Below are 23,435 nucleotides of genomic sequence, written 5' to 3'. Positions count from 1 at the left end.
CACCGTAGGGGTAGTTAGGGAAGCCTGTCTAATCTGAGGCTATCCTTACCCCGAGCCCGCCGAGCGGCGGCGCCCGACCGCCCCGCGGTCGGGCTGCACCGCCCGTCGGACTCACCAGACCACGCGCCCCGAGCGCCGCGACGACGAGGAAGACCGCGATGACCCCGCCCGCAGCGGCGCCACCCCGACGAGCAGTGGCACTGCTCTCTGCCCTCGTCGTCCTCGCGCTGCCGGCGTGCGCGAGCACCGCGTCCGACGCCATCACCCCCGCGGACACCTCAGGCGTCGTGCACGTGTCCCTCGATGCACCGCTCGACGTCCTGTCCCCCGCGCCCGTCCCCGAGCTCCCGGTCACGGTGACCTCGCACGACGGCGTCGACGTCACGGTCACCGACGTGAGCCGCATTCTCGCGGTCGACCTCTACGGCACGCTCGCCGAGACGGTCTTCACCCTCGGGCTCGGCGAGAACGTCGTCGGGCGGGACACCTCCACCGGATTCCCGGAGGCCGCAGACCTCCCGCTCGTCACCGTCGGCGGGCACAGCCTGTCCGCGGAAGCCGTCCTCGACCTCGACCCCACGGTGGTCCTCACCGACACGACCGTCGGACCGCCCGAGGTCCTCGACCAGCTGCGCGCGGCCGGCGTGCCCGTGATCTTCTTCGACCCCACGCGCACCATCGACGGCGTCGACGAGCAGATCGAGGCCGTCGCTGCGGCACTCGGTGTCCCGGCAGCAGGCGCAGAGCTCGCCGAGCGCACGAACCAGGAGATCGACGCAGCGAGCGCGGACCTCGCCGACACCGGGACACGCGTGGCGTTCCTCTACGTCCGGGGCAGCGCCGTCTCGTTGCTCGGCGGGCCGGGCTCCGGTGCCGACGAGCTCATCGAGGCCATCGGTGCCGAGGACGCCGGGACGGCCATCGGCCTGGACCGGGCATTCGTCCAGATCACCTCGGAGGCGCTCGTCACGGCAGCGCCCGACGTCCTGCTCCTCCTCGACGGCGGGCTGCGGTCCGTCGACGGCCTCGACGGTCTGCTCGCGGTCCCAGGCGTCGCCCAGACCCCCGCGGGTGCGGCCCGCGCCGTCGTCGCCGCCCAGGACACCGGCCTCCTCGGGTTCGGTCCGCGGACGGGCGCGACCCTCAGCGCGCTCGCGCAGGCCGTCCGTGACGCAGGGGCGGCCTCATGACCTCCGCCACAGCAGCTCAGCCGCACATCGCTCCGCCGCGCTCCGCGCCCCCCGGGGCCGGCGCTGCCGGGCCCGGAGCGGGAGGGGCACGCCGTTCCGGACGCCGCAGCGCGACCCTCATCACTCTCCTCGTGGCCGCCCTGACCGTCTCCGCCCTGCTCGCCGTCGGCGTCGGGCAGGTCACCGTCAGTCCCGCCGAGGTCGTGGGATCGCTGCTGCACCGGGTGGGGCTCGACGTCGGCCCGCTCCCCAGCCACGCGCAGGGCGAGAGCGTCCTGTGGTTCGTGCGGATGCCCCGCGTGATCCTCGCCGTGCTCGTCGGTGCGAGCCTCGGGTGCGCGGGGGCGCTCATGCAGGGCGTGTTCGCCAACCCGCTCGCCGAGCCCGGCGTCATCGGCGTCTCCTCGGGCGCAGCCGTCGGTGCGAGCGCGGTCATCGTCCTCGGTGGGGCGGCCGCCGGCGGCTGGCCGGTCCCGGCGGCGGCCTTCGTCGGCGGGCTCGGCACGACGGCCGCCGTCTACGTGCTCGCCCGCAGCGGTGGGCGCACCGAGGTCGTCACCCTCGTGCTCACCGGCGTCGCGATCAACGCGTTCGCCGGTGGGCTCATCGCCCTGTTCACCTTCGTCGCGGACACCGGGGCACGCGAGCAGATCGTCTTCTGGCAGCTGGGGTCGCTCAACGGCGCGACGTGGTCCGCCGTCCGGGTGGTGCTGCCGTTCGCCGTGCTCGGGCTCGTGGGTTCCGCGCTGCTCGCGCGCCGGCTCGACCTGCTCGCGCTCGGCGAGCGCGCCGCGCGCCACCTGGGCGTCGAGGTGGAGAGGCTGCGCCAGGTCGCCATCGTCCTCGTCGGGCTGCTCACCGCGTCGAGCGTGGCGTTCACGGGCATCATCGCGTTCGTCGGTCTCGTCGTCCCGCACCTCGTCCGGATGGTCGCCGGGCCGGGCCACCGGGTCCTCCTGCCGGCCTCGGCGCTCGGTGGGGCGCTGGTGCTCGTCATCGCCGACCTCGTCGCGCGCACCGCCGTCGCCGGCGCCGACCTGCCGCTCGGCATGCTCACCGCGCTCGTCGGCGGTCCGTTCTTCTTCTGGTTGCTGCGCCGGACGCGCGCGAGCCAGGGTGGCTGGGCATGAGCGGCGGTCCTCTGCTGCGCGCGACGGGGACGCACGCACGCGAGCCGCACGCCGGGGCGGTCGTCCCACCCGCGCTCGAGGGGCGTGGCCTCACGGTGACGCTCGGCGGGACACCGATCCTGCACGGTGTCGACGTCGCCGTGCGCCCGGGTGAGCTCGTCGCGCTCGTCGGTCCGAACGGTGCGGGGAAGTCGACGCTGCTCGCGGCGCTGTGCGGGGACGTGCCGCTCGGGGCAGGCGAGGTGCTCGTCGACGGGGTCCCCCTGCGCCGGTACACCGCGAAGGAGCTCGCGCGTCGTCGTGCCGTGCTGCTCCAGCAGGTGACCGTGTCCTTCCCGTTCCTCGCCGGAGAGATCGTCGCGATGGGGCGGGCACCGTGGTCGGGCACCGGCGCACAGGACGACGACGAGGAGGTGGTCGCAGCAGCGCTCGCCGCGTGCGACGTCGCGCACCTGTCCGAGCGGCCCTTCCCGACGCTCTCCGGAGGTGAGCGTGCACGCGTAGCGCTCGCTCGGGTCCTCGCCCAGGACACCGCGCTCGTGCTGCTCGACGAGCCCACCGCGGCGCTGGACCTCCACCACCAGGAGATGATCCTCGCTCACGCGCGCCGGCTCGCCGACTCCGGGCGCGCGGTCGTCGTCGTCGTGCACGACCTCACGCTCGCAGCCGCCTGGGCGCACCGCGTCGTCGTCCTGGCGGCTGGCGAGGTCGCTGCGGACGGGGCTCCGGCGCACGTCCTCACGGAGCAGCTGCTCGGTGAGGTCTACCGTTGCCCGGTCGACGTGTTCCTGCACCCCCGCACCGGGGCGCCCATCATCTTGCCGACCCGGTCCGCCCACGGCGTCGGCCCTCCGGCACCGTGCACCGCCCTGTCCCCGCGCACCGCTGACCTGCCCACCGAGGAGCTCGCATGACCACCACCGTCGAGAACGCGACGACCCCGTCCCTGTCCGAGCACCTCAAGAGCGCGACGCGCACGCAGCACGCACGCGCCGAGGGCACGTCGTTCGTCGGTGCGCTCATGGACGGGCGGCTGCACGTGGGGGCGTACGCCGACCTCGCCGCGCAGCACCACGCGATCTACAGCGCCCTCGAGCGCGCCGAGCCGTTCGTCCGGGCCGACCCCACCGGTGCGGGGATCGTGTTCGACGAGCTGCGCCGCGTCCCGGCTCTCGAGGCGGACCTCACGGTGCTCGTGGGACCGCGATGGCGGGACGAGGTGCGGCTCCTGCCCGCGACGCTCGCGTACGTCGAGCGGCTCGACGCCGTCGCGTCCACGTGGGTGGGTGGCTACGTGGCCCACGCCTACACCCGGTACCTCGGCGACCTGTCCGGAGGGCTCATCATCAAGTCGATCCTCCAGCGCTCGTACGGCGTGGCGGACGAGGCGGTGGGCTTCTACACGTTCCCCGGGATCCCCAAGCCCAAGGTGTTCAAGGACGAGTACCGGGCCCGCCTCGACGCGCTGCCGTTCGACGCCGAGGAGCGTGAGCGGGTCGCCGCGGAGGCCCGCGTCGCGTTCGACCTCAACACCGCGCTGTTCGCCGACCTCGCGGCGGTCCACCTCGGGGTCTAACGTCTGAGGTGTCCAGTTTGTCCCCCGGCTCTCTCCTGCCCTCCCGGGCTCTCGAACGCTTGATCGGAAAGGCTGAGAACCATGACCGGAACCACCACGGGAAGCCGCAGCAACGTCGGGAGCCTCGTGCTCGGAGCTCTCCTCGTCCTCGCCGGGATCTTCATCCTCGGGCACACGGTGATCGCGACCGTCGTCTCCGTGTACCTGCTGGCCTGGACCGCCCTTCTCTCGGGCATCGTGGCCGTCGTGGCCGCACTGTTCCGCATCGGCAAGGGGGGCTTCTGGTCCACCGCGCTCAGCGGCGGGCTGTTCATCGTCCTGGGGCTCGTGTTCCTGCGCAATCCCGCTGCCGCAGCCCTCACGCTCACCCTCGTCGCGGGCGCCCTCTTCCTGGCCATCGGCCTGACCCGGCTCATCGCCGCCGTCGAGAACGACAGCCAACGGGTCGTGCTGGTGATCGGCGGGCTCGCCTCGACGCTGCTCGGACTGATCGTGCTGTTCAACGTCTTTGACGCCACCTTCACGCTCCTGGGGATCCTCGTCGGCGTGCAGACGCTCGTGGACGGCATCGGCCTGCTCATCGTCGGATGGCCCCGCGACAGGTCACGCGCCGGCTCGGCGACGAGGTGACCACGAAAGGCTGAAGTCATCCGGGCGCACTCGGCCGCGCGGACCGGTCGGACCTCAGGCCGCCGGATGGGGACAACTCCCCGACACGTCCGCTGACCTCGTGGGACGCACCCGCGTCTGGCAGGATCTGTCGCGGCAGGGGCGGGACACGGCCAGGAGGACAATCAGTGGCACAGCTGAGGATGCAGGGGCACCGCGTGCTCGTGGCGGATCTCGCCGGGGACACGATCCGGGCGATCACCGGGTCGATGGTCGCCTACGAGGGCAAGGTCGCCTTCAAGAACGCCGGGATGGGCGGCGGCGACGGGTTCAAGGCCGCACTCAAGCGCAAGGTGACGGGCGAGTCGATCTCTCTCATGGAGGTCACGGGCAGCGGCACCGTGTACTTCGCGGTCGACGCCCAGGACATCACGATCGTCGAGCTCACGAACGACGTGCTGCACGTCGAGGCGTCCCAGCTCCTCGCCCTCGCCGGCCCCCTGCGCACCGACGTGAAGTTCTCCGGGCTGCGCGGCGCGACGTCGGGTCAGGGCCTGTTCACCACGACGGTCACGGGCAGCGGCACCGTCGCCCTGCTGTCCGCGGGCGGGCCCATCATCGCTCTCGAGGTCAGCCCGCAGTACCCCCTCGTCGCCGACCCGGACGCGTTCGTCGCCTACCGCGGCAACCTCAACCAGAGCTTCGTCACGGACGTGACGTGGCGGTCCGCCATCGGCGGCGGCAACGGCGAGGCGTTCTCCCTGCGGTTCGACGGCCAGGGCGTCGTGTACATCCAGCCCGAGGAGCGATGAGATGACGATGGAGCTCGAGAACGGCAAGGTCCTCAAGACGGTCCTGCAGCCGGGCCAGGCGGTCCTCGCCCGCAAGGGCGCGATGCTCTACTACACCGGGGACGTCATGTTCGCCCCGCACAGCCTGGGCGGCGGGTACGGCGGCGGAGGCTTCGGCGGCGCCGTCTCCGGCATGGCCGGGATCGCCGGACGCATGATGCAGGGTGAGCACGTCGCCCTCATGGCAGCACAGGGCGCGGGCGAGGTGTACTACGGCCACCGCGGCCTGTACATCGAGCTCATCCCGATGGACGGCTCGTCCGTCCTCACGGTCGAGGCCGACCGCCTCCTCGCCTACGAGGGCAACCTGCAGACCGCCATCGTGCCCATCGCCTCCCAGGGCGGGGTGCGCGGTGCGGTCCGGGGCGCCGTCACCGGGCAGGGCCTGTTCACCACCCAGCTCACGGGTCACGGGACCGTCGCCGTCCTGTCCCACGGCGGGTGCATCCCGCTGCAGGTCGGTGGCTACTCCGGCGAGGTCGTCGTCGACCCGCAGGCCTACGTGGGACACCTCGGGAACATCACCGTCGACCTGTCCGCGAACGTCGGCTTCCGCGACGTCGTCGGGCGCGGGTCCGGAGAAGCCATGCAGCTCAAGCTCACCGGACAGGGCACCGTGTGGGTCCAGGCGTCCGAGCAGAAGTTCTAGGGACGGCACATCATGACCATCGAGATCCACAACCCCACGACCCTGCCGGTCAACGACAACCTCCCGGGCAACGACTACGCCTTCTGCGTCGAGCTCGGCGGCGACCCGTGGTTCACGTCGAAGGGCGCGATGATCGCGTACTACGGCGACGTGCGGTTCGAGCCCCTGAGCAGGACGAGTCTCACAGCCCTCGTCGCCAGCCGGTTCTCCTCGCCGCTCTACGCCAACGACTGGGTGCTGGCCCAGGGCCGGGGCAAGCTCATCCTCGGCGACCGGGGCTACAACATCAACTCCTACGACCTCGAGGACGCCAACCTCACGATCCGGGCCGCGAACCTCCTCGCGTTCGAGCCGGGGTTGAACCTCAAGCAGTCGATCGTCCCGGGGTTCCTCACCCTCCTCGGCACCGGGAAGTTCCTCGCCTCCTCCAACGGCCCGGTGATGTTCGCCGAGCCGCCCCTGCGGATCGACCCGGAGGCGCTCGTCGGCTGGGCCGACTGCCCGTCGCCGTCGCACCACTTCGACGCGGCCTGGATGGAGCACCACCTGGGTGCGGTGTCCGGGTTGCTCGGCGTCACGTCCGGCGAGGAGCGCCAGTTCGACTTCACGGGGACCGGCACGGTCCTCATCCAGTCGAGCGAGAAGGTCATCGACGACAACCACCTGCTCCAGCACATCGAGTCCGAGACCGTGCAGCTCGGGCAGGTGGGCCTGCAGCAGCTCCACCGGTCGATCGGCGCGCGGCTGAGCCAGCAGCAGTGACGGGGGTCGCCCCGGGGCGGGCGGCCGCGCTCGCAGCCGCCCTCCTCGTCGCGGCAACCCTGGCCGGGTGCTCCGGGGACGGCGAGGAGCCCGCACCGTGGCCGCCCTTCGGGCCGACGTCCGCCGCGACGACGGCACCCGCGGACGACGACGTCGTCGTCGAGGTCACCGACGGGTCCGTCGAGATGGCGGTCGGCCAGACCCTCGTCGTCGACCTCGGAGAGATCAACACCTCGGTCGGGGACGACTGGCAGGTGACCACCGAGCCCGACCCCGCGGTGCTCAGCCCCTCCGAGGAGGAGGCGGACTACCTCGGCGAGGACGGCGAGGTGGGCCACCGGACGGCCCTGCAGTACGCGTTCGACGCCGTCGGGCCGGGCACGACGACGGTGACCTTCCAGTACAGCTACCGCGGGTCCACGGACACCGACTACGAGGGCGGGCCGTCGACCCTCGAGCTCACCGTCACCGTCGTCTGACCCCACCGACCATGTCCCGTGCGGGGCGCGTGGTGCTCGAGGCCGGCGGTGTGCGGACCCGCGTCCCCTGAACATGTTCAAGCCGTGCGTGCTAGGTTTCTTGAACGCGTTCAACTCGGAGGTCCCGATGACAGGTGCGAATACCAGCACGAGGGAGGTCCTCGTCACGACGGCGCTCAGGCTCTTCCGGGAGCAAGGCTTCCAGGGCACGACGATGCGGCGCATCGCGTCGGAGGCCGGCGTCTCGCTCGGCAACGCCTACTACTACTTCGCAGGCAAGGACGAGCTCGTCCACGAGCTCTACCTCACCGTCCAGCGCGAGCACCGGGCTCTCGCCGTCCCGGCCCTGCGCCGCAACGCGCCGCTGGCCGCGAACCTGCGCACCGTCCTGCACACGGGCCTCGACGTCATGGCGCCCTACCACGGGTTCGGCACGTCCTTCGTGCAGATCGCGCTGCCCACGGCGTCCCGGACGAGCCCGTTCGCCGCCGGCTCGAGCGAGGCCCGCACCATGGCCGTCGACCTCATGGGCGAGGCAGTGGCCCTGTCCCGGCACCACCCCTCAGCGGCCCTGCGCAAGCAGCTTCCGACGCTCCTGTGGTTCACCTACCTCGGCGTCACCCTGCACTGGGTCATGGACCCCTCGGCCGGGCAGGCCCGGACACGGACACTCGTCGACCGCCTGGCGCCGCTCGTCGCGCGGGCCGTGAACCTCTCCCGGCTCCCCGTCGCCCGCGGCCTCGTCGACGACGTCGTCCAGCTCGTCACCACCTTCACCGACCCGCCCACGCGTGACCTCACCTCCTCGGAGTCCTCATGAGCACGAGCCCCACCCCCGCCGTCGCGGTCGTCGCCGGGGCGTCCGGCTTCATCGGGCAGCACCTCGTCGCGCGGCTGCGCGCCGCCGGCACGCAGGTCCGGACCATCGGGCGCCGCGCGTCGGACGACGCCGACTGGCACGACGACGCCGCGCTGGACCGCGTGCTCGCCGGCACGGACCTCCTCGTCAACCTCGCGGGCCGGTCCGTGAGCTGCCGGTACACCAAGCGCACGGTGGACGAGATCTTCTCGTCGCGCGTCGAGACGACGGCAGCGCTCGGCCGCGCACTCGCCCGCATCGAGGAGCCGCCGCGGCTGTGGGCGAACGCGAGCACCGGGACCATCTACCGTGACGCCCGCGACCGCCCGATGGACGAGACGACCGGCGAGCTCGGGACGGGACTGTCGGTCGCGGTCGCCCGCGCGTGGGAGCACGAGCTCTTCTCGGCACCGACCCACGTGCGGAAGGTGGCGCTGCGCATCGCGATCGTGCTCGGCGCGGGCGGGGGCGCGATCGCGCCGGTCCTCACTCTCGCGCGACTGGGCCTCGGCGGACGGATGAGCGACGGCGACCAGGTCTTCAGCTGGGTGCACGTGGACGACGTCGTCGACGCGATCAGCCACCTCTACACCCACGAGGAGATCTCGGGGCCGGTCAACGTCGCTGCTCCCCACCCGGTCACCAACGCCGAGCTCATGTCCGAGGTCCGCGCTGCCGTCGGTCGTCGCGTCGGGATCCCGACCCCGGCGTGGCTGCTCGAGCTCGGAGCGAGGCTCGTCCGGACCGAGGCGGAGCTCGTGCGCAAGAGCCGCTGGGTCGATCCGGGAGCTCTCCGGGACTCGGGTTTCACGTTCGCGTACCCGGTCCTACCGGGTGCTCTGCGCGAAATCGTCGATACGGGCCGAACCGGTGCAGGTCGCCGGGCTCCCGCGACCGTGGGTGAGATCACGCCCACCGAGTTGACCGCGGGTATGTGAAACGTCATCATTGACCTAACGACGCGAGCCACTCCCCCTGGGGCTCGCGTCGTTTCCATCTCCCGGCCCATCTCCCGCGGCCCATCTCCCGGTGCAGGGCGTCCGGAGATCTCTTCGGCCGGGCGTCCCGGAACCAGCCCCGACGCGACAACGCCGGCCGGACGGCCGCAGCGCGGCGAAGGCCTCCTACCGCAGCAGGAGAACGGCGACGATCCCCACCTCGACGACGAAGACCATCGCCGTCCAATGACGCACGGCCCGCCGCACGCTCCTGCGCACCGGCGGGGTGGGGGGGATCCCGGCCGGGTGCTCGGAGACGGGCCGGAGGCTGCTCGGCGTGCCGTGCGTCACATCAGGACCATCGGCAGCTTCGTCGGTCGCCGTGAGCCACCGACGAACCTGTCGGCGAGATTCACCCTCCGGACGTGCAGCGCGTCCCGGGACGGTGCAGGCCCGTGCGAAGCCCACGCGCACGCAGCCATGGTCGAGGCACACACAGGCTCGAGATGCGAGCACCCGCACGACGAGGCACGGTGGAGGACCAGCCGACGTCGTCCGTGATCCCTTCGCGACGACTCCACCTGACGAGAGGCGATCCCATGACCGACAGCACCAGCACGGACGCGAACAGCTCCCAGAACGTCCCCTCGGAGGAGCCGTACGACCCGTCGAAGGACCCCGACTCCGACCCGGCCAGCCTCAGCTCCGCGCACACCACGCAGCCTGACAAGGCCGAGGGCGAGGACGACCCCGCCAAGACCTCCGACTGACCCCGCGGTGCCCGCCCGCGTGGCGGGCGGGCACCGACCTCTGTGCTCAGCCGCACCGAGGCCTCGCGATGATCTGAACCACCCACTGACCCCCGGAGGACCCCGTGCGCGCACTCACCTGGCAAGGCACCGAGAACGTCTCTGTCGAGACGGTCCCCGACCCCACGATCAAGGAGCCGACCGACGCGATCGTCCGCGTCACCTCGACGGCGATCTGCGGGTCGGACCTGCACCTGTACTCCGTCCTGGGGGCGTTCATCGACGTCGGTGACGTCCTGGGCCACGAGCCCATGGGCATCGTCGAGGAGGTCGGACCGGACGTCACGCACATCCGCCCCGGCGACCGCGTCGTCGTGCCGTTCAACATCTCGTGCGGGTCCTGCTGGATGTGCACGCGCGGCCTGCAGTCGCAGTGCGAGACGACGCAGACACGGAGCCAGGACAAGGGCGCCGCCCTGCTGGGGTACACCAAGCTCTACGGGCAGGTCCCGGGCGGACAGGCCGAGTACCTCCGGGTCCCGCAGGCGCACTACGGCCCGGTCGTGGTGCCCGACGACGGCGAGCCCGACGAGCGCTACCTCTATCTCTCCGACGTCGTACCGACCGCCTGGCAGGCCGTGCAGTACGCGGACATCCCGGCCGGCGGGACCGTGACCGTCATGGGCCTGGGGCCGATCGGGCAGATGAGCGCCCGCATCGCACGGCACCTCGGCGCCAGCCAGGTGATCGGGGTCGACCGGGTCACCGCGCGCCTGGAGATGGCGCGCCGGCACGGCATCGACACGATCGACCTGCGCGAGTGCTCCGACCTGCCGGACGCCGTGCGCCAGCTGACGTCCGGTCGGGGCACCGACTCCGTCATCGACGCCGTCGGGATGGAGGCCCACGGGTCGCCGATCGCCAAGGGCGTCCAGCTCGGGGCGGGGTTCCTGCCGGACGCGATCGCGAAGCCGATGATCAAGAAGCTCGGGATCGACCGGCTCGCAGCCCTCCACGCGTCCATCTCCGTGGTGCGCCGCGGCGGCACCGTGTCGCTGTCCGGCGTGTACGGCGGCGCGGTCGACCCGATGCCGATGATGGAGATGTTCGACAAGCAGCTGACCATGCGCATGGGCCAGGCCAACGTGCGTCGCTGGATCGACGACGTGCTGCCCCTCGTGAGCGACTCCTCCGACCCCCTCGGTGTCCTCGACCTGCGCACCCACCGCCTCCCGCTCGAGGACGCACCGGGCGCGTACTCGATGTTCCAGAAGAAGGAGGACGGGTGCATCAAGGTCGTGCTCGACCCGTCGCTCCCCGCGACGAAGGCACCGGCCGAGACTGCCCCGGTGACCGGGGTCTGATGACGTGAGGGTCGTCGTCGTCGGCGCGTCCGGCAACTCGGGTACGGCGCTCCTGCGGGCCCTGGCCGCCGAGCCACGGATCACCTCCGTGCTCGGCGTGGCCCGTAGGGTGCCGGACCTCTCGGTCGAGCCGTACGGCTCGGCCGGGTGGGCCACGTTCGACGTGGCCCGCGAGGTGCCGACCGCCGACGAGGACGCCTACGTCACCGAGCTCGCCGCGCTGCTCGCCGGCGCGGACGCCGTCGTGCACCTCGCGTGGCTCATCCAGCCCAACCGGGACCGTGACCTGCTGCGGCGCGCGAACGTCGGTGGCACCGCGCGCGTTGCGCGCGCCGCCGCACAGGTCAACGTCCCCCACCTCGTCGTGGCGTCGTCCGTGGGCGTGTACTCGGCCGTCGACGACGACGTGCTGCGCGACGAGTCGTGGGACCGCCACGGCATGCCGACCTCGCACTACAGCGTGGACAAGGTGGCGCAGGAGCAGATCCTCGACGACCTCGAGCGCGTGCACCCCACGATGGTCGTCTCCCGGGTGCGGCCCGCGCTGATCTTCCAGGAGGACGCGGGCTCGGGGATCCGCCGCTACTTCCTCGGCGGGATCGTCCCCCGCGGGCTGCTGCGACCGGGATCGCTGCCCGTGGTGCCGTTGCCGACCGGCATCCGGCTGCAGGTCGTGCACGCCGACGACGTCGCGCAGGCGTACCTGCAGGTGATCCTCCACCAGGCCCCGGGAGCGTTCAACATCGCGACGGACCCCGTGCTCCACGCCGAGGACCTCGCGCGGGTCGTCGGGCGCGGACCCTTCGTGCAGGTCCCGCCGGGGCTCGTGCGGCGGGCCGTCTGGGCGGCCTACGCGGCCCACCTCATCCCCACCGACCCCGGCTGGGTGGACCTCGGCATGGGCGCCCCGCTCATGGACACCTCGCGCGCCCGCCGGGAGCTCGGGTGGCGCCCGACCCGCAGTGCCGAGGTCACGCTCAGCGAGGTGCTCGACGGCATCGCCGGCGGTCGCGGGACGGGCAGCGTGCCGCTGCGGCCCGACGGCGAGCCGGAACGGCCACCGATCTAGCGGACCGGCGCGCGCTCCTCGGCGAGGAGGGCCGTGAGCGCTGCATTGACCTCGCGCGCGTGCGTCCACAGCAGGCCGTGCGGAGCGCCCTCGATCTCGACGTACGTCGCCTCGGGCAGCGCGTCCCGGAACGGGTGGGCCGTCACCTCGATCGGGAGGATGCGGTCCTCCGTCCCGTGCAGGATGAGCGTGGGGAGGCCGGCGTCACGGACGGCGTCGATGTCACCCCGGAAGTCGGTGAGCCAGGCCGGCACCACGGAGTAGGCGGCGTCGGGCGCACTCGACGCGGCGGTCGCCCAGCTCGCGCGGACCGCCTCCTCGCTCACCGTCCTCCCGAGGGTCTCGTCGAGGTTGTAGACGTTCTCGAGGAACGCGGTGAACCACGCGAACCGGTCGGCGCGGGCGGTCACGGCGATGTCGTCGAACACGTCCTGCGGGATACCGCCGGGGTTGTCCGGCGTCTCGAGGAGGTACGGCGTGAGACCGGCGAGGAACGCGAGCCGGCTCAGGCGCCGCGTGCCGTACGCGCAGACGTACCGGGCGACCTCCCCGGCACCCATGGCGAAGCCGACGAGCGTGACCCCCAGGAGGTCGAGGTGCTCGAGCAGCACCGCGAGGTCGGCCGTGTACGTGTCGTAGTCGTACCCGGTGGCCGCGTGCCCGGAGCGGCCGAACCCTCGTCGGTCATAGGTGACGACGCGGTGGCCGGCCTCCAGCAGCACGCGGATCTGGTGCTCCCAGGACCGCCCGTCGAGGGGGTAGCCATGGATGAGCACGACCGGTGCAGCGTCGAGGGGGCCGTGGTCCTCGTAGTAGAGATGGATGTCGGCGAGGTTCTCGGTCCCGACGGCGACGAACGGCATAGCGGCTCCCTGGCAGGCTGCGGCACGGAGAGGCAGGGCGCCCTCCCGGTGGGACAACCGTACGAACTGGACATTCCCACGAGGAACCCCCTCAGGGTGAATGAATCGTGGAGAGCCTCCTCCCCCGGGCGGAGCGCTGGGCCGCGCGGGCCCAGCGCGCCGAGAGGCACGCGGGCCCGCGACGACCGAGACTAGGGGGACAGCCGGCCCCGTCCTCAGGAGCCGCACCGTCCCCCCGGGAGTCAGCATGGGTCTCGTCCGCAGAGTTCGTTCCTTCGCCGTGGTCGGGCTCGTCGCCATGGCCGGTCGGTGGGTCGCCCGCCGCGTCGCCGCCTCCTCCGAGAAGAACAACGGCGGTCGCCCGACGAGCCTGTCGCAGGCGCTCAACGCCGTCGGCCGGCGTCGCTGACATGGCTGCGGCGCCCGGCGCGAGCGTCGGCACCCGCACCCTGGGCACGACGTCGTCCCTCACCGTGTCCAGCCTCGGGCTGGGCTGCATGGGGATGTCCGAGTTCTACGGCACGGCCGACGAGGCGGGCGCCGTCGCGACGATCCGGCGCGCGCTCGACCTCGGAGTGACGTTCATCGACACCGCCGACATGTACGGGCCGTTCACCAACGAACGGCTCGTGGGCACGGCGATCGCCGGCAGACGTGCCGAGGTGCAGCTGGCGACGAAGTTCGGCAACGAGCGCCTGCCCGACGGCACCCGCCTGGGCATCAACGGCCGCCCGGAGTACGTGCGGGCCGCCTGCGACGCGTCGCTCGCCCGGCTCGGTGTCGACCACATCGACCTGTACTACCAGCACCGCGTGGACAAGACCGTGCCGATCGAGGAGACGGTGGGCGCCATGGCGGAGCTCGTCGCTGCGGGGAAGGTGCGTCACCTCGGGCTCTCCGAGGCGTCGGCCCGCACGATCCGCGCCGCGCAGCAGGTGCACCCGATCACCGCACTGCAGACGGAGTACTCGCTGTTCACGCGGGACATCGAGGACGAGATCCTGCCGACCCTCCGCGAGCTGGGGATCGGGCTCGTCCCCTATTCCCCGCTCGGTCGCGGCATCCTCACGGGCGCCCTGAAGCCCGAGGCGCTGACCGAGGACGACTCCCGACGCTCGGCACGCTTCCCACGGTTCCACGGGGAGGCGTACGCGTCGAACATGCGGCTCGTCGAGGCGCTCGCCGCGATCGCGGACGTCAAGGGCCTCACGGTCGGCCAGCTCGCCCTCGCGTGGGTGCTGGCGCAGGGCGACGACGTCGTCCCGATCCCTGGGACCAAGCGGGTCCGGTACCTGGAGGAGAACGTCGCAGCGGCCGCGGTCGAGCTCTCCGAGCGCGACCTCGTCGCGATCGAGGAGGCCGTCCCCCGGGGCTCGGTGCAGGGCGCCCGGTACAGCGACATGTCCTCGATCGACGAATGAGCACGGCGGGCGGGCCGCTGGGCCCGCCCGCCGTGGTCGTCACGCGCTGTGCTTCGCGGTGGCGAGGCTCCCGTCGGTCCCGCCGCTGACAGCATCGGCCGGGGCCTCCTCCGTGGGTCGCTTCCTGCGGCGTCCCTCGACGAGCCGGTAGAGCACCGGCACGAGGACGAGGGTGAGCACGGTGGAGGACAGCAGCCCGCCGATGACGACGATCGCGAGGTCCTGGGAGATGAACCCGGAGGACCCGGTCACCCCGAGCGCCATGGGGATGAGCGCGAAGATCGTCGCGAGGGCCGTCATGACGATGGGCCGCAGACGCTGTCGCGCCCCGTTGAACACGGCGTCCTCGACGCTCTGACCCTGTCGCCGGTACTGGTTGACGAGGTCGATGAGGACGATGGCGTTGGTGACGACGATCCCGATGAGCATGAGCAGACCGATGAGCGCGGACACCCCGAGCGGCTTGCCGGTGACGAGCAGCAGGACGATCGCGCCGGTCGCGGCGAACGGGATGGACACGAGCAGGATGAGCGGCTGCACGAGGGACTTGAACGTCGCGACCATGAGCAGGTAGACGATCGCGATGGCGATGAGCATCGCGAGCCCCAGCTGGGAGAACGAGTCGCCCTGGAGCTCGGCGAGCCCACCGACCTTCGCCTCGACACCGGCCGGGAGGTCGAGGTCAGCGAGCGTCGCGTTGACCTCCTGCGTGACCTGGCCGAGCTCACCCTCCTCGGGTGTGAGGGAGATCGTCGCGACGAGGTCACCCTCCTGGCGGGTGATGGCCGCGGCGACGTCGACCTGCTCGACGGACGCGATCTGCGAGAGCGGCACGAGGCCGGCGGCCGTGGGCAGCGGGAGCTGCTCGATCTCGGCCGTGGTCGTGGGAGCGGCCCCGGTCTCGAGGTAGATGCTGTAGTCGTCACCGTCGAGCCGCAGGGACCCCGCGGGCTGCGGGGAGAGCGTCCCGGCGACGATGCCGACGACCTGGATCTCGGTGAGCCCGAGCTCGAGGGCCGCGGGCCGGTCGACGACGATCTGCAGCGTGGGCTGCTCGGCGACACGGTCGGAGACGACCTCGGTGGCACCCGGGGTGTCCTGCAGCGCGGCGAGCACGGTGTCTGCGGCGTCGCCGAGGGCGCTCTCGTCGGTGGCGGTGACGGTGACGTCGACGGTCGACGAGAACCCGGCGGTGCCGCCGCCCTCGGGGACGGTGATGGTCCCCTGGTCGGTGATGGTCGCGAGCTTCTCGCGCACCTCCGCGCCGAGCGCGTCCTGGTCGGCGTCGGGGTCCGTGGTCACCGTGTACGTCGCGGTGCTGGGGCCGCCACCGAGGAGGGCCGCGAAGCCCTCGCCGCTGCTGCCCGCGGTCATGGACACCTGCTCGACGCCGTCGATCCCGAGGAGCGCGTCCTCGACGACGGCGGCGCCCTCGCTCACGGACGTGAGGTCGGTGCCGGGCTCGAACTCCTGGGTGACGCTCAGGGCGTTCTCCCCGCTGCTGCCGAGGAAGTCGACCTTGAGCAGCGGGACGAGCGAGACGGTGATGATGAGGATGAGCACGGACGCGACGACCGTGATGACGGGGTGCTTCTGGGTGGAGCGCAGGATCGGCTTGTACCCGCGCTGCAGGACATCGTTGTGCTCCTTGTCCTCCGCCGCCGCGCGTGCCTCGGCCGCGGCTCGCGCCTGGGCCTCCGCGTGCTCGGCGTCCGTGGCGCCCTCGGCGCGCTCGGTGAGCGCGGGGCTGCGCAGGAACCAGTAGGACAGCACGGGCACGATCGTCAGGGCGACGACGAGCGAGGAGGTCATGGCGATCGCGACGGTGAGCGCGAACGGGCGGAAGAGCTCCCCGACGACCCCGCTGACGAGGGCGATCGGCAGGAACACGGCGATCGTCGTGAGTGTCGACGCGGTGATCGCCGCAGCGACCTCCCGCACGCCCGTGAGGATCGAGGACATCTTGGGTTCGCCGTAGCTGAGGTGCCGCTTGATGTTCTCGATGACGACGATCGAGTCGTCGACGACGCGCCCGATCGCGATGGTCAGCGCGCCGAGGGTCAGCAGGTTGAGGCTGTAACCGCCCACGTACAGACCGGTGAACGTCACGAGGACGGACAGCGGGATCGAGATCGCGGTCACGAGGGTGGCGCGCACCGACATGAGGAACACGAGGATGACGAGGACGGCGAACAGCAGGCCGAGGAGGCCCTCGATGGCGAGGTGCTTGATGGACTCCTCGATGAAGGGGGCCTGGCTGAACAGGATGGAGAGCTCGGCGCCCTCACCCAGCTCGGGGGTGAGCTCGGCGATGACGTCCTCGACCTCGTGGGAGACGCCGACGAGGTCGGCGTCGGCCGTCGCGGTGATGGACAGCGACAGGCTCTCCACACCGTTGGTCCGGGTGATGGAGGTCGGGTCCTCGAGCACGACGGCGACGTCCGCGACCTCGCCCAGCGTGACGACGCCGGTCGGGGTGGCGAGCGGGAGCGCCTGGAGGTCCTCGAGGCTCGTGAGCGCGGTCCCGGCCTGGACGGAGATCTCCTGGCCGTCCTCGTAGATCGTGCCGGCCGGCAGGGTGATGCCGTTGGCCTCGAGGGCCGCGGTGAGGTCCTGCGGTCCGATGCCCGCGGCGAGGAACCCCGGTCCGGGCGTGATGACGATGCGCTCGGTCTGCGCCCCGGTCACGGTGACGGCGCGGACGCCGTCGATGTCCTCGAGGGCGGGGACGGCGATGGTCTCGAGCGCGGCGGAGAGCTCCGCGACGGGCGCGTCGGACGACGCGGCGATGGCCATGATCGGCAGGTCCGCGATGCTGCCGGCGATGACCTCCGGGGCCGCGTCGTCGGGCAGCGAGGCGCTGGCGACGTCGATGGCGCTCTCGAGGGACCGCTTGAACTCGGTGGCGTCGACCCCGAACGTGTACGTCACCGCGATGATCGACAGCGAGCTGGACGACGTCGCGACGACCTCCTCGACGTCGGGCAGCGTGGCGATCGCCCGCGAGAGCGGTTCACCGATCTCCGAGTCGACGATCTCGGGGCTCGCGCCCGGCAGCGGCGTGATGACGGCCGTGGCGGGGAACTCGATCGACGGGATGAGCTCCTGCTTGAGGTTCGTCACCGAGAAGAGGCCGAGCCCAGCGATCATGAGCGTGATGAGGGCGACGAGCGCGCGGTTCGCGAGGCTCAGACGGGCAAGTGCGGACATGCGGGACCACCAGGGGGTTAGAGACAGCCAGCGTTCGATGGTTAGTCTGACACGAACGTTAGGGTGAGGCTAAGGATAGGGCGACAAGGGACGGTACGGACAGACATGACAGACACGCGCGCAGACCTCGTCGACGGTGACGAGCGCGAGCACCTCGTCGCCGAGATGGCCCGTCTGCAGGAGGCCCTCGAGACGACGGCCATGCCGAGCGTCACCGAGCAGCTGCTGACGATCCCCCTGACGATGCAGCAGCTCAAGGTGCTCGCCATCCTCGTCACCGAGACCGACGGCAACACCGTCCACGGCCTCGCGGAGACCCTCGGCGTGTCGGTCGCGACCATGTCCGGGATCCTCGACAGGCTCACGAGCCAGGGCATGGCGATGCGGACCCAGGACCCGGACGACCAGCGGGTGCGCCGGGTCCTGGCAACCCCCCAGGGACGCGCGACGGTCCGCTGCCTCCTCGCGGCCCAGCCGCAGATCGACCGTGCCCCGCTGGAGCGCATGGCGCTCGACGACCTGCGGATGCTCACCCGGGGGATCGGGGCGCTGCTGCGGGCCATGGAGTCGGTGGCCGCCGACGCAGCGTCGGGAACCGCCGGCTAGAGGCGGTGCGGACGGCTCAGCTCGTGGTGATGATGGTCTGCGCCTCGGCCACGGGGATGCCGACCTGGGTGGTCATCACCTGGCCGTCGAGCGCCCCCTGGTCGACGCCGTTCGCCGACCACGTCGTGTCCCAGCCGGTGGCGATGGTCAGTGTGGTCTTGGTGTCGGTCTGGTTCGCACTGGACCGGGTGAAGACGATGCTGCAGTCCGACGTCGCACCCGGGGTCCACGCGATCCCCGTCCCGGCACAGGTCGTGCCGTCGGCGTAGGGCGCACTGAGCGTCATGTCCCGCAGGGCGGCGGCGACCATCGCGGCGTTCGCCCGCCGATGCTGTGACGGAGTACTCCGTCGTGGGGTCCTCGAGCCACACCCAGCTGTCGAGGTTCACGATCGTCGCGGCGTTCCCCTCGAGGCGGGGGTTCCAGTCCACCGTGGGCGGCGGGAGGCTCAGAGCATTCTGTGCGATGTCTCGCAGCACCTCGACGGAGACCTCCGGGGCCCGCGGCTCCTGACCCTCAGGGACGAACACCATGCCGTGGGTCGCCGACGACGAGCACGGCTGCCCGGAGACGAGCGCGTCGTCCTGGCGCCGTCAGCACGGGGCCGCCACATCCGAGTACCCGCTGACGGCCCAGGCGCCGGCGCCGCCGGCCAGCGTGAGCGTGACGAGAGCCGTCCCCGGCGACCCGGCCTCGGCCGACGTCATCGAGGTGCCGTCGGCCCGGACGACAGTCATGCCCGTCTGGTCGACGCACGTCTCCACGACCGCGACGTCGGCCGCCAGCTCGACGACCGCCGAGGTGAACGTGACCTCGCCGCCGAGGTGGCTCCCGTTCTCGACCTGCCGGGTCACCTGGCTCTCAAGGTAGCTCAGGACCGGCGGCGCCACGGTGCCGGGGAGCTCGGCCGGGATCGCGTTGGCCTGCAGCGCGCGCCAGTCCAAGAGGTTGTAGGTGTTCGCGGCGTTGAGCACGGCTGCCTCTTCCCCCGTGACGTCAGGGAGCTCCGCGAAGAAGATGCCGTTCGCGTCGTCCGAGAGGTCGAGGACGCCTCCTGCGTCGCTCGGCTCGGCGGTCGGTGTCGGTTCGGTCGCCGGCTCCGCCGTCGGCCTGTCATCCGCCTCGTCGCTGCTGGGCCGCGTGGACGACGGCGCCGGATCGGGCGCCGCACTGTCGGCACAGCCGGTCATCGCGAGGACGGCGGCCACGGTGAGGACAGCAGCCCGCGCCAGATGCACACTGCTGCTTGTGGTGGTCCGCATCGTCCGTCTCTTCCCGTTGGTCCGACCCAGTTCTTGTGCCGAGAGTACGCGAGCGGCTGCTCGCACGGGAGAGCGCTTGATGGGCAGAACTTCCCTCCTCCGGCGGTGAGAGTTCACCCGCGCGGTCCTCCCACGGGCCCGGTCTGCCTGTGAGCATGGCGTCATGCCCCGCCTCTACCCCGCCGAGCCCGACTTCCCCGACGACGGTGGAGCCGAGCGTGCCGTCTGGGAGGCGCTGTGCGAGCAGCTGCCCGACGACGTCGCGCTCTTCGCCGGCGTGCGTCTGCTCGACGGCGCGTCGGAGCACGAGCTCGACCTCCTCGTCGCGTGGCCCGGGGTCGGGATCGCGGCCGTCGAGACGAAAGGCGGGCACGTCACGCGGGCGGACGGTGCGTGGTTCCAGGGCAGCGGCACCAAGCGGCACCGGATCGACCCAGTCGGTCAGGTGCAGTCGGCGCGGCACGCCCTGCAGAACCTGTTCCGCCAGCATGGCAGCCTGGCGGCGCCCGCTCGGACGGCGCATCTCGTGGCACTCCCCCACGTCTATGTGAGCGACACCTGGCTGGGGCTCGACCTACCCCGGACGGCGATGGTCGACCGTGCGACGCTCGAGGAGCCGTTCGCGGTGGCGAGCCGGGTCAAGAGGGCGATCGAGGATCACGGTCAGGGGCAGGCGCCCCTGACGGCGGAGGGAATGGTCGAGCTGGTCGACCTCCTGGCGGGCGGGTTCCCGAGCCAGGCAGAAAGCCTGGTCCTGGCGGCGACGCATGAGACGCGGTTGGAGCAGATGACGCGTGACCAGGCCAAAATTCTGTCGATGCTGGCGAACTTACCGCGGATGCGGATCGTCGGTGGGGCCGGAAGCGGCAAGACATGGTTGGCACTGGAGCAGGCCCGACGGCGCGCACGGGCGGGCGACCGTGTCGCCCTGCTGTGCTACTCCCGCGGCCTCGGCCGGTACTTACAACGGATCACCGAGACCTGGCCAGCACGCGAGCGCCCGTCATTCGTCGGGTTGTTCCACGACCTGCCCCTCGCCTGGGGCGCGCAGCCGGGCTGCGACGACGATCCGGTGTACTGGGAGCAGGACCTCCCCCGCCAACTCGGTGAGCTGGCGGGGGGCCGCAGCGCGGCGGACCTCTTCGACTCCGTGGTGGTCGACGAGGCCCAGGACTTCGGCGACCTGTGGTGGCCGTCGCTGCTGCGGTGCATGCGCGACCCGGAGCACGGGGGCCTGTTCGTGTTCATGGACGACGCTCAGCGGGTCTTCGCCCGTGACGGCCAGGCGCCGGTGGACCTCCCGCCCCTGCGCCTCGAGGAGAACCTCCGCTCGACGAAGCAGATCGCCCAGCTGTTCGGGTCACTGTCTGACGAGGACGTCCGACCCCGGGGCCTCGACGGTCCGCCCGTCCGCCTCGTCGACGTCCCGCTCGACGCCGCGGTCCCCGCAGCCGACGACGCCGTGGAAGCCCTGCTCGACGAGGGCTGGCAACCCGGGCAGATCGCCCTCCTCACGACCCACCACCGGCACCCCGCGCAGGTCCTCGAGGTCGACGCCGGCGGAGCCGCCGCCTACTGGGACGCCTTCTTCGCCGAGGACGACGTGTTCTACGGCCACGTCCTCGGGTTCAAAGGGCTGGAGCGGCCGGTGGTGGTGCTCGCCGTCAACGGGTTCCGGGACATGGAGCGCGCGAAGCGGATGCTCTACACCGGGCTGTCCCGGGCGCGGACGCTGCTCGTGGTGGTCGGGCCGCGCGGGGTCATCGAGGAGATCGGTGGGGGCGGGGTGCGGGAGAGGTTGAAGAAGGCGGAGGCGTGGGGCACCGCGGAGGCGTGAGAGCAGGTGGGCAACCCTTGAGACGGCAGTCGCCAGCAATCGCCGCTGGGGGCACGAGTACGACCAGTGCCCCCGTGAGCAACTACGTGAGCGCGACGAGCAGTGCGCGGTACCGGAACCGCCGAGACGTCAGCATGGCTCAGCCGCTTCGGAGTACTGGGCGACCGACCACGGCCCTGCCGTTCTCGTCAGCACCAACGTGATTAGGGCGGTGGCTGGCGCGCCTCCTCCCGGAGCCCTGATCATGCCGTCGTCCGCGTCGGCAATCATGACCTTGGTCTGGTCGACACACGTCTCGACGACAGCGACGTCCTCCCCGTACTCGACCAGGGAGGAGGTGAACGTGACAGTGCCCGAGAGCATGTAGCCCTCGGACACCTGGCGGTTGACCTGCGCCTCGAGATAGGCGAGGACAGGCGGAGCGACCGTCTGGGCGAGCTCCGCCGGCACGGAGTTCGTCTGCAGTGCCCGCCAGTCGTCGTAGTTATAGGTGTTCGCGGCGTTCATCGCAGCGGCCTCCTCCCCGACGAGGTCGGGGAGATCGCTGAAGTAGATCCCGTTCGCCTCGTCTGTGAGGTCGATGACGCCGTCTGCGCCCTCCACGCTCGGGGCCTCTGTCGGGTCCTCGGCTGGCATGGTCGGGGCCACCGTCGGGTCCTCAGCTGGCATGCTCGACGACACGTCGTCGGGCGACTCGGAGCTGTCGACCTGGTGCGACGGCGCGGCAGCAGGCGTGTCGCTGTCGGCGCACCCAGCCAGCACGACAACCGCGCACACGGTGAGCACCGCGGCGCACGTAGCACGCGCCGTGGTCCCGCGTATTGTGGTGTGCATTATCGGTCTTTCTTCGCCATCCGGCCGAGCGGTCAGTCACTGACAGTACGGGAGCAAACCGTCACGGGGAGAGTCTCCCGTGGGGAGAACTCCCCACGGTGCGCGCAACCGCGCTTCAGCGAACCGCAGCTGGCGAGCGCGAGCCGCGAAGGGCTCGTAGCGCCAGGCGAGGAGCTCCTGATCGGGACGGTCCGCTCGGCGGGCCGGCAGGCTCAGCGCCATTCCGTGCATCTCCTGAAGTCCGTACTTGAGCACGGGGCCATCGACCTCCTGAAGGAGGTCCGCGGTGCACGGGTCTTTTCGATCTGCGCAGCAGCCAGGCGCCTGGGTCCAAGACGCAGGAACTCAAGGGGCTCGCGAGGCAGGTCACTCTATGGGCGCGAGCAGGCGAGCCCTTCCTGGCATCCAGGTGCCTCTTTGCGAGGGCTTGTCGGCGAATACGAGATCGACCTCCTCGTCGCGTGGCCCGGGGTCGGGATCGCGGCAGTGGAGACGAAGGGCGGGCACGTCGCGCGCAGCGAGGGCGCGTGGTTCCAGGGCTCGACGAAGCAGATCACCCAGCTGTTCGGTTCGCTGTCCGACGAGGACGTGCGACCCCGGGGCCTCGAGGTCGACGCCGGCGGGACCGCCGCCTACTGGGACGCCTTCTTCGCGGAGGAGGACGTCTTCTACGGCCACGTCCTCGGGTTCGAAGGGCTCGAACGACCCGTGATAATCATCACCGTCAACGGGTTCCGTGACGCCGAGCGGGCGAAGCGGATGCTCTACACCGGGCTGTCCCGGGCGCGGTCGCTGCTCGTGGTGGTCGGGGCTCGCGGGGTCATCGAGGAGATCGGTGGAGGCGCGGTGCGGGAGAGGTTGAAGAAGGCGGAAGCGTGGGTCGTGGGCTGAGCCTTCGCGGCGCCGATCACCTCCTCCCCACCACCGCGATCGAACTTCACCTTCCCGTCACGCCCGCACAGCAGACACCAGCTGCAAAGCTCAGCACATGTCACTGTGGATCCAGCCGGAGCACGAACCTCATCAGCCGCCTCCTGAGGTGAGCACCCTCGCGGAGAAGGTCGCCGCCCGATCCACCGCCATGCGGGCGACCGCGTCAGCGGCAGGCGGACTGAGCCGCCCGGACCTCATCGCGACGCTCGATCGACTCCGGGCGGAGTGGCAGCTCAGCCCTCCT

At 71.4% G+C, this 23,435-nt stretch carries 25 protein-coding genes; 19 read left to right on the top strand and 6 right to left on the bottom strand.

Features of this window, described 5'->3' with window-relative positions:
- Positions 1-158 precede the first annotated feature (158 nt).
- The 11 genes from AC2AXK_RS04780 to AC2AXK_RS04730 all read left to right on the top strand — a co-directional run bounded on the left by AC2AXK_RS04780 (position 159) and on the right by AC2AXK_RS04730 (position 9,043).
- Complete coding sequence (locus tag AC2AXK_RS04780) at positions 159-1,190, top strand: heme/hemin ABC transporter substrate-binding protein (RefSeq protein ID WP_484344188.1); 1,032 nt, start codon at positions 159-161, stop codon at positions 1,188-1,190.
- A complete protein-coding gene (locus AC2AXK_RS04775; RefSeq protein WP_484344187.1) occupies positions 1,187-2,320 on the top strand; it encodes a FecCD family ABC transporter permease in 1,134 nt (377 codons plus the stop codon). Before AC2AXK_RS04780 ends, AC2AXK_RS04775 begins: the two co-directional genes overlap by 4 nt.
- The gene (locus tag AC2AXK_RS04770) at positions 2,317-3,234 is read left to right on the top strand and encodes a heme ABC transporter ATP-binding protein (protein ID WP_484344186.1); all 918 of its coding nucleotides are present in this window, start codon (positions 2,317-2,319) and stop codon (positions 3,232-3,234) included. Before AC2AXK_RS04775 ends, AC2AXK_RS04770 begins: the two co-directional genes overlap by 4 nt.
- Entirely contained in the window at positions 3,231-3,896 is a 666-nt protein-coding gene (locus AC2AXK_RS04765; protein ID WP_484344185.1) for a biliverdin-producing heme oxygenase, read from the top strand. Before AC2AXK_RS04770 ends, AC2AXK_RS04765 begins: the two co-directional genes overlap by 4 nt.
- An 81-nt stretch (positions 3,897-3,977) precedes the next feature.
- Entirely contained in the window at positions 3,978-4,526 is a 549-nt protein-coding gene (locus tag AC2AXK_RS04760; RefSeq protein WP_484344184.1) for an HdeD family acid-resistance protein, read from the top strand.
- A gap of 167 nt (positions 4,527-4,693) precedes the next feature.
- Positions 4,694-5,317 (top strand): AIM24 family protein, encoded by a 624-nt coding sequence (locus AC2AXK_RS04755; protein ID WP_484344183.1) that lies wholly within the window; start codon positions 4,694-4,696, stop codon positions 5,315-5,317.
- Position 5,318: 1 nt separating this feature from the next.
- A complete protein-coding gene (locus AC2AXK_RS04750) occupies positions 5,319-6,005 on the top strand; it encodes an AIM24 family protein (protein WP_484344182.1) in 687 nt (228 codons plus the stop codon).
- 12 nt (positions 6,006-6,017) lie between these two features.
- Entirely contained in the window at positions 6,018-6,767 is a 750-nt protein-coding gene (locus AC2AXK_RS04745) for an AIM24 family protein (RefSeq protein ID WP_484344181.1), read from the top strand.
- Positions 6,764-7,246 carry a protease inhibitor I42 family protein gene (locus AC2AXK_RS04740; RefSeq protein ID WP_484344180.1) on the top strand — a complete coding sequence of 161 codons (483 nt, stop codon included), beginning with the start codon at positions 6,764-6,766 and terminating at the stop codon, positions 7,244-7,246. Before AC2AXK_RS04745 ends, AC2AXK_RS04740 begins: the two co-directional genes overlap by 4 nt.
- Positions 7,247-7,373: 127 nt before the next feature.
- A complete protein-coding gene (locus tag AC2AXK_RS04735; protein ID WP_484344179.1) occupies positions 7,374-8,066 on the top strand; it encodes a TetR/AcrR family transcriptional regulator in 693 nt (230 codons plus the stop codon).
- The gene (locus tag AC2AXK_RS04730; RefSeq protein WP_484344178.1) at positions 8,063-9,043 is read left to right on the top strand and encodes a TIGR01777 family oxidoreductase; all 981 of its coding nucleotides are present in this window, start codon (positions 8,063-8,065) and stop codon (positions 9,041-9,043) included. The genes AC2AXK_RS04735 and AC2AXK_RS04730 overlap by 4 nt, the downstream gene beginning before the upstream one ends.
- 186 nt (positions 9,044-9,229) lie before the next feature.
- Here the strand turns inward: AC2AXK_RS04730 and AC2AXK_RS04725 are convergent, their stop codons facing one another.
- Positions 9,230-9,394 (bottom strand): hypothetical protein, encoded by a 165-nt coding sequence (locus AC2AXK_RS04725; protein WP_484344177.1) that lies wholly within the window; start codon positions 9,392-9,394, stop codon positions 9,230-9,232.
- Positions 9,395-9,642: 248 nt separating this feature from the next.
- On the opposite strand from AC2AXK_RS04725, the gene AC2AXK_RS04720 reads away from it, so the two are divergent.
- The 3 genes from AC2AXK_RS04720 to AC2AXK_RS04710 all read left to right on the top strand — a co-directional run bounded on the left by AC2AXK_RS04720 (position 9,643) and on the right by AC2AXK_RS04710 (position 12,225).
- Positions 9,643-9,813, top strand: coding sequence for a hypothetical protein (locus AC2AXK_RS04720; RefSeq protein WP_484344176.1), 171 nt, complete (start codon positions 9,643-9,645; stop codon positions 9,811-9,813).
- A gap of 104 nt (positions 9,814-9,917) precedes the next feature.
- Positions 9,918-11,156, top strand: coding sequence for a zinc-dependent alcohol dehydrogenase (locus AC2AXK_RS04715; RefSeq protein WP_484344175.1), 1,239 nt, complete (start codon positions 9,918-9,920; stop codon positions 11,154-11,156).
- A gap of 4 nt (positions 11,157-11,160) precedes the next feature.
- Positions 11,161-12,225 (top strand): NAD-dependent epimerase/dehydratase family protein, encoded by a 1,065-nt coding sequence (locus AC2AXK_RS04710; protein WP_484344174.1) that lies wholly within the window; start codon positions 11,161-11,163, stop codon positions 12,223-12,225.
- Here the strand turns inward: AC2AXK_RS04710 and AC2AXK_RS04705 are convergent.
- Positions 12,222-13,088 (bottom strand): alpha/beta fold hydrolase, encoded by an 867-nt coding sequence (locus AC2AXK_RS04705; RefSeq protein WP_484344173.1) that lies wholly within the window; start codon positions 13,086-13,088, stop codon positions 12,222-12,224. The two genes, AC2AXK_RS04710 and AC2AXK_RS04705, sit on opposite strands and share 4 nt — an antisense overlap.
- Positions 13,089-13,335: 247 nt before the next feature.
- On the opposite strand from AC2AXK_RS04705, the gene AC2AXK_RS04700 reads away from it, so the two are divergent.
- Both AC2AXK_RS04700 and AC2AXK_RS04695 read left to right on the top strand, forming a co-directional pair.
- Positions 13,336-13,497 (top strand): hypothetical protein, encoded by a 162-nt coding sequence (locus AC2AXK_RS04700; protein ID WP_484344172.1) that lies wholly within the window; start codon positions 13,336-13,338, stop codon positions 13,495-13,497.
- A gap of 1 nt (position 13,498) precedes the next feature.
- On the top strand, positions 13,499-14,509 hold the full coding sequence (locus AC2AXK_RS04695; protein ID WP_484344171.1) for an aldo/keto reductase: 1,011 nt from the start codon (positions 13,499-13,501) through the stop codon (positions 14,507-14,509).
- A gap of 39 nt (positions 14,510-14,548) precedes the next feature.
- Here AC2AXK_RS04695 and AC2AXK_RS04690 read toward each other — a convergent pair whose 3' ends face one another.
- Positions 14,549-17,719, bottom strand: coding sequence for an efflux RND transporter permease subunit (locus AC2AXK_RS04690; protein WP_484344170.1), 3,171 nt, complete (start codon positions 17,717-17,719; stop codon positions 14,549-14,551).
- Between the two features lie 105 nt (positions 17,720-17,824).
- Here AC2AXK_RS04690 and AC2AXK_RS04685 point away from each other — a divergent pair, with 105 nt between their 5' ends.
- Positions 17,825-18,325 carry a MarR family transcriptional regulator gene (locus AC2AXK_RS04685; protein WP_484344169.1) on the top strand — a complete coding sequence of 167 codons (501 nt, stop codon included), beginning with the start codon at positions 17,825-17,827 and terminating at the stop codon, positions 18,323-18,325.
- A 16-nt stretch (positions 18,326-18,341) separates the two neighbouring features.
- Here AC2AXK_RS04685 and AC2AXK_RS04680 read toward each other — a convergent pair whose 3' ends face one another.
- On the bottom strand, positions 18,342-18,635 hold the full coding sequence (locus AC2AXK_RS04680; RefSeq protein WP_484344168.1) for a hypothetical protein: 294 nt from the start codon (positions 18,633-18,635) through the stop codon (positions 18,342-18,344).
- Positions 18,636-18,918: 283 nt separating this feature from the next.
- Positions 18,919-19,587: a hypothetical protein gene (locus AC2AXK_RS04675; RefSeq protein WP_484344167.1), complete on the bottom strand. Its 669-nt coding sequence runs from the start codon at positions 19,585-19,587 to the stop codon at positions 18,919-18,921.
- A gap of 163 nt (positions 19,588-19,750) precedes the next feature.
- On the opposite strand from AC2AXK_RS04675, the gene AC2AXK_RS04670 reads away from it, so the two are divergent.
- Positions 19,751-21,424: a nuclease-related domain-containing DEAD/DEAH box helicase gene (locus AC2AXK_RS04670; RefSeq protein ID WP_484344166.1), complete on the top strand. Its 1,674-nt coding sequence runs from the start codon at positions 19,751-19,753 to the stop codon at positions 21,422-21,424.
- A 129-nt stretch (positions 21,425-21,553) separates the two neighbouring features.
- On the opposite strand, the gene AC2AXK_RS04665 is transcribed toward AC2AXK_RS04670, so the two are convergent.
- On the bottom strand, positions 21,554-22,093 hold the full coding sequence (locus tag AC2AXK_RS04665; protein WP_484344165.1) for a hypothetical protein: 540 nt from the start codon (positions 22,091-22,093) through the stop codon (positions 21,554-21,556).
- Positions 22,094-22,675: 582 nt separating this feature from the next.
- On the opposite strand from AC2AXK_RS04665, the gene AC2AXK_RS04660 reads away from it, so the two are divergent.
- Positions 22,676-23,149 (top strand): hypothetical protein, encoded by a 474-nt coding sequence (locus AC2AXK_RS04660; RefSeq protein WP_484344164.1) that lies wholly within the window; start codon positions 22,676-22,678, stop codon positions 23,147-23,149.
- Positions 23,150-23,435: the final 286 nt, after the last annotated feature.

Source organism: Sanguibacter sp. Z6_81 (assembly GCF_057180625.1).
The sequence above is the reverse complement of the archived record's forward strand: the minus strand, read 5'-3'. Positions and strand labels throughout refer to the sequence as shown.

What these genes read in the sequence shown, in the direction of transcription:
- AC2AXK_RS04780 (WP_484344188.1), top strand. Translation starts at nt 159, where the DNA reads ATGACCCCGCCCGCAGCGGCGCCACCCCGACGAGCAGTGGCACTGCTC.
- AC2AXK_RS04775 (WP_484344187.1), top strand. Translation starts at nt 1,187, where the DNA reads ATGACCTCCGCCACAGCAGCTCAGCCGCACATCGCTCCGCCGCGCTCC.
- AC2AXK_RS04770 (WP_484344186.1), top strand. Translation starts at nt 2,317, where the DNA reads ATGAGCGGCGGTCCTCTGCTGCGCGCGACGGGGACGCACGCACGCGAG.
- AC2AXK_RS04765 (WP_484344185.1), top strand. Translation starts at nt 3,231, where the DNA reads ATGACCACCACCGTCGAGAACGCGACGACCCCGTCCCTGTCCGAGCAC.
- AC2AXK_RS04760 (WP_484344184.1), top strand. Translation starts at nt 3,978, where the DNA reads ATGACCGGAACCACCACGGGAAGCCGCAGCAACGTCGGGAGCCTCGTG.
- AC2AXK_RS04750 (WP_484344182.1), top strand. Translation starts at nt 5,319, where the DNA reads ATGACGATGGAGCTCGAGAACGGCAAGGTCCTCAAGACGGTCCTGCAG.
- AC2AXK_RS04745 (WP_484344181.1), top strand. Translation starts at nt 6,018, where the DNA reads ATGACCATCGAGATCCACAACCCCACGACCCTGCCGGTCAACGACAAC.
- AC2AXK_RS04735 (WP_484344179.1), top strand. Translation starts at nt 7,374, where the DNA reads ATGACAGGTGCGAATACCAGCACGAGGGAGGTCCTCGTCACGACGGCG.
- AC2AXK_RS04730 (WP_484344178.1), top strand. Translation starts at nt 8,063, where the DNA reads ATGAGCACGAGCCCCACCCCCGCCGTCGCGGTCGTCGCCGGGGCGTCC.
- AC2AXK_RS04720 (WP_484344176.1), top strand. Translation starts at nt 9,643, where the DNA reads ATGACCGACAGCACCAGCACGGACGCGAACAGCTCCCAGAACGTCCCC.
- AC2AXK_RS04705 (WP_484344173.1), bottom strand. Translation starts at nt 13,088, where the DNA reads ATGCCGTTCGTCGCCGTCGGGACCGAGAACCTCGCCGACATCCATCTC.
- AC2AXK_RS04700 (WP_484344172.1), top strand. Translation starts at nt 13,336, where the DNA reads ATGGGTCTCGTCCGCAGAGTTCGTTCCTTCGCCGTGGTCGGGCTCGTC.
- AC2AXK_RS04695 (WP_484344171.1), top strand. Translation starts at nt 13,499, where the DNA reads ATGGCTGCGGCGCCCGGCGCGAGCGTCGGCACCCGCACCCTGGGCACG.
- AC2AXK_RS04690 (WP_484344170.1), bottom strand. Translation starts at nt 17,719, where the DNA reads ATGTCCGCACTTGCCCGTCTGAGCCTCGCGAACCGCGCGCTCGTCGCC.
- AC2AXK_RS04685 (WP_484344169.1), top strand. Translation starts at nt 17,825, where the DNA reads ATGACAGACACGCGCGCAGACCTCGTCGACGGTGACGAGCGCGAGCAC.
- AC2AXK_RS04680 (WP_484344168.1), bottom strand. Translation starts at nt 18,635, where the DNA reads ATGGTCGCCGCCGCCCTGCGGGACATGACGCTCAGTGCGCCCTACGCC.
- AC2AXK_RS04675 (WP_484344167.1), bottom strand. Translation starts at nt 19,587, where the DNA reads ATGCGGACCACCACAAGCAGCAGTGTGCATCTGGCGCGGGCTGCTGTC.
- AC2AXK_RS04670 (WP_484344166.1), top strand. Translation starts at nt 19,751, where the DNA reads ATGCCCCGCCTCTACCCCGCCGAGCCCGACTTCCCCGACGACGGTGGA.
- AC2AXK_RS04665 (WP_484344165.1), bottom strand. Translation starts at nt 22,093, where the DNA reads ATGCCAGCTGAGGACCCGACGGTGGCCCCGACCATGCCAGCCGAGGAC.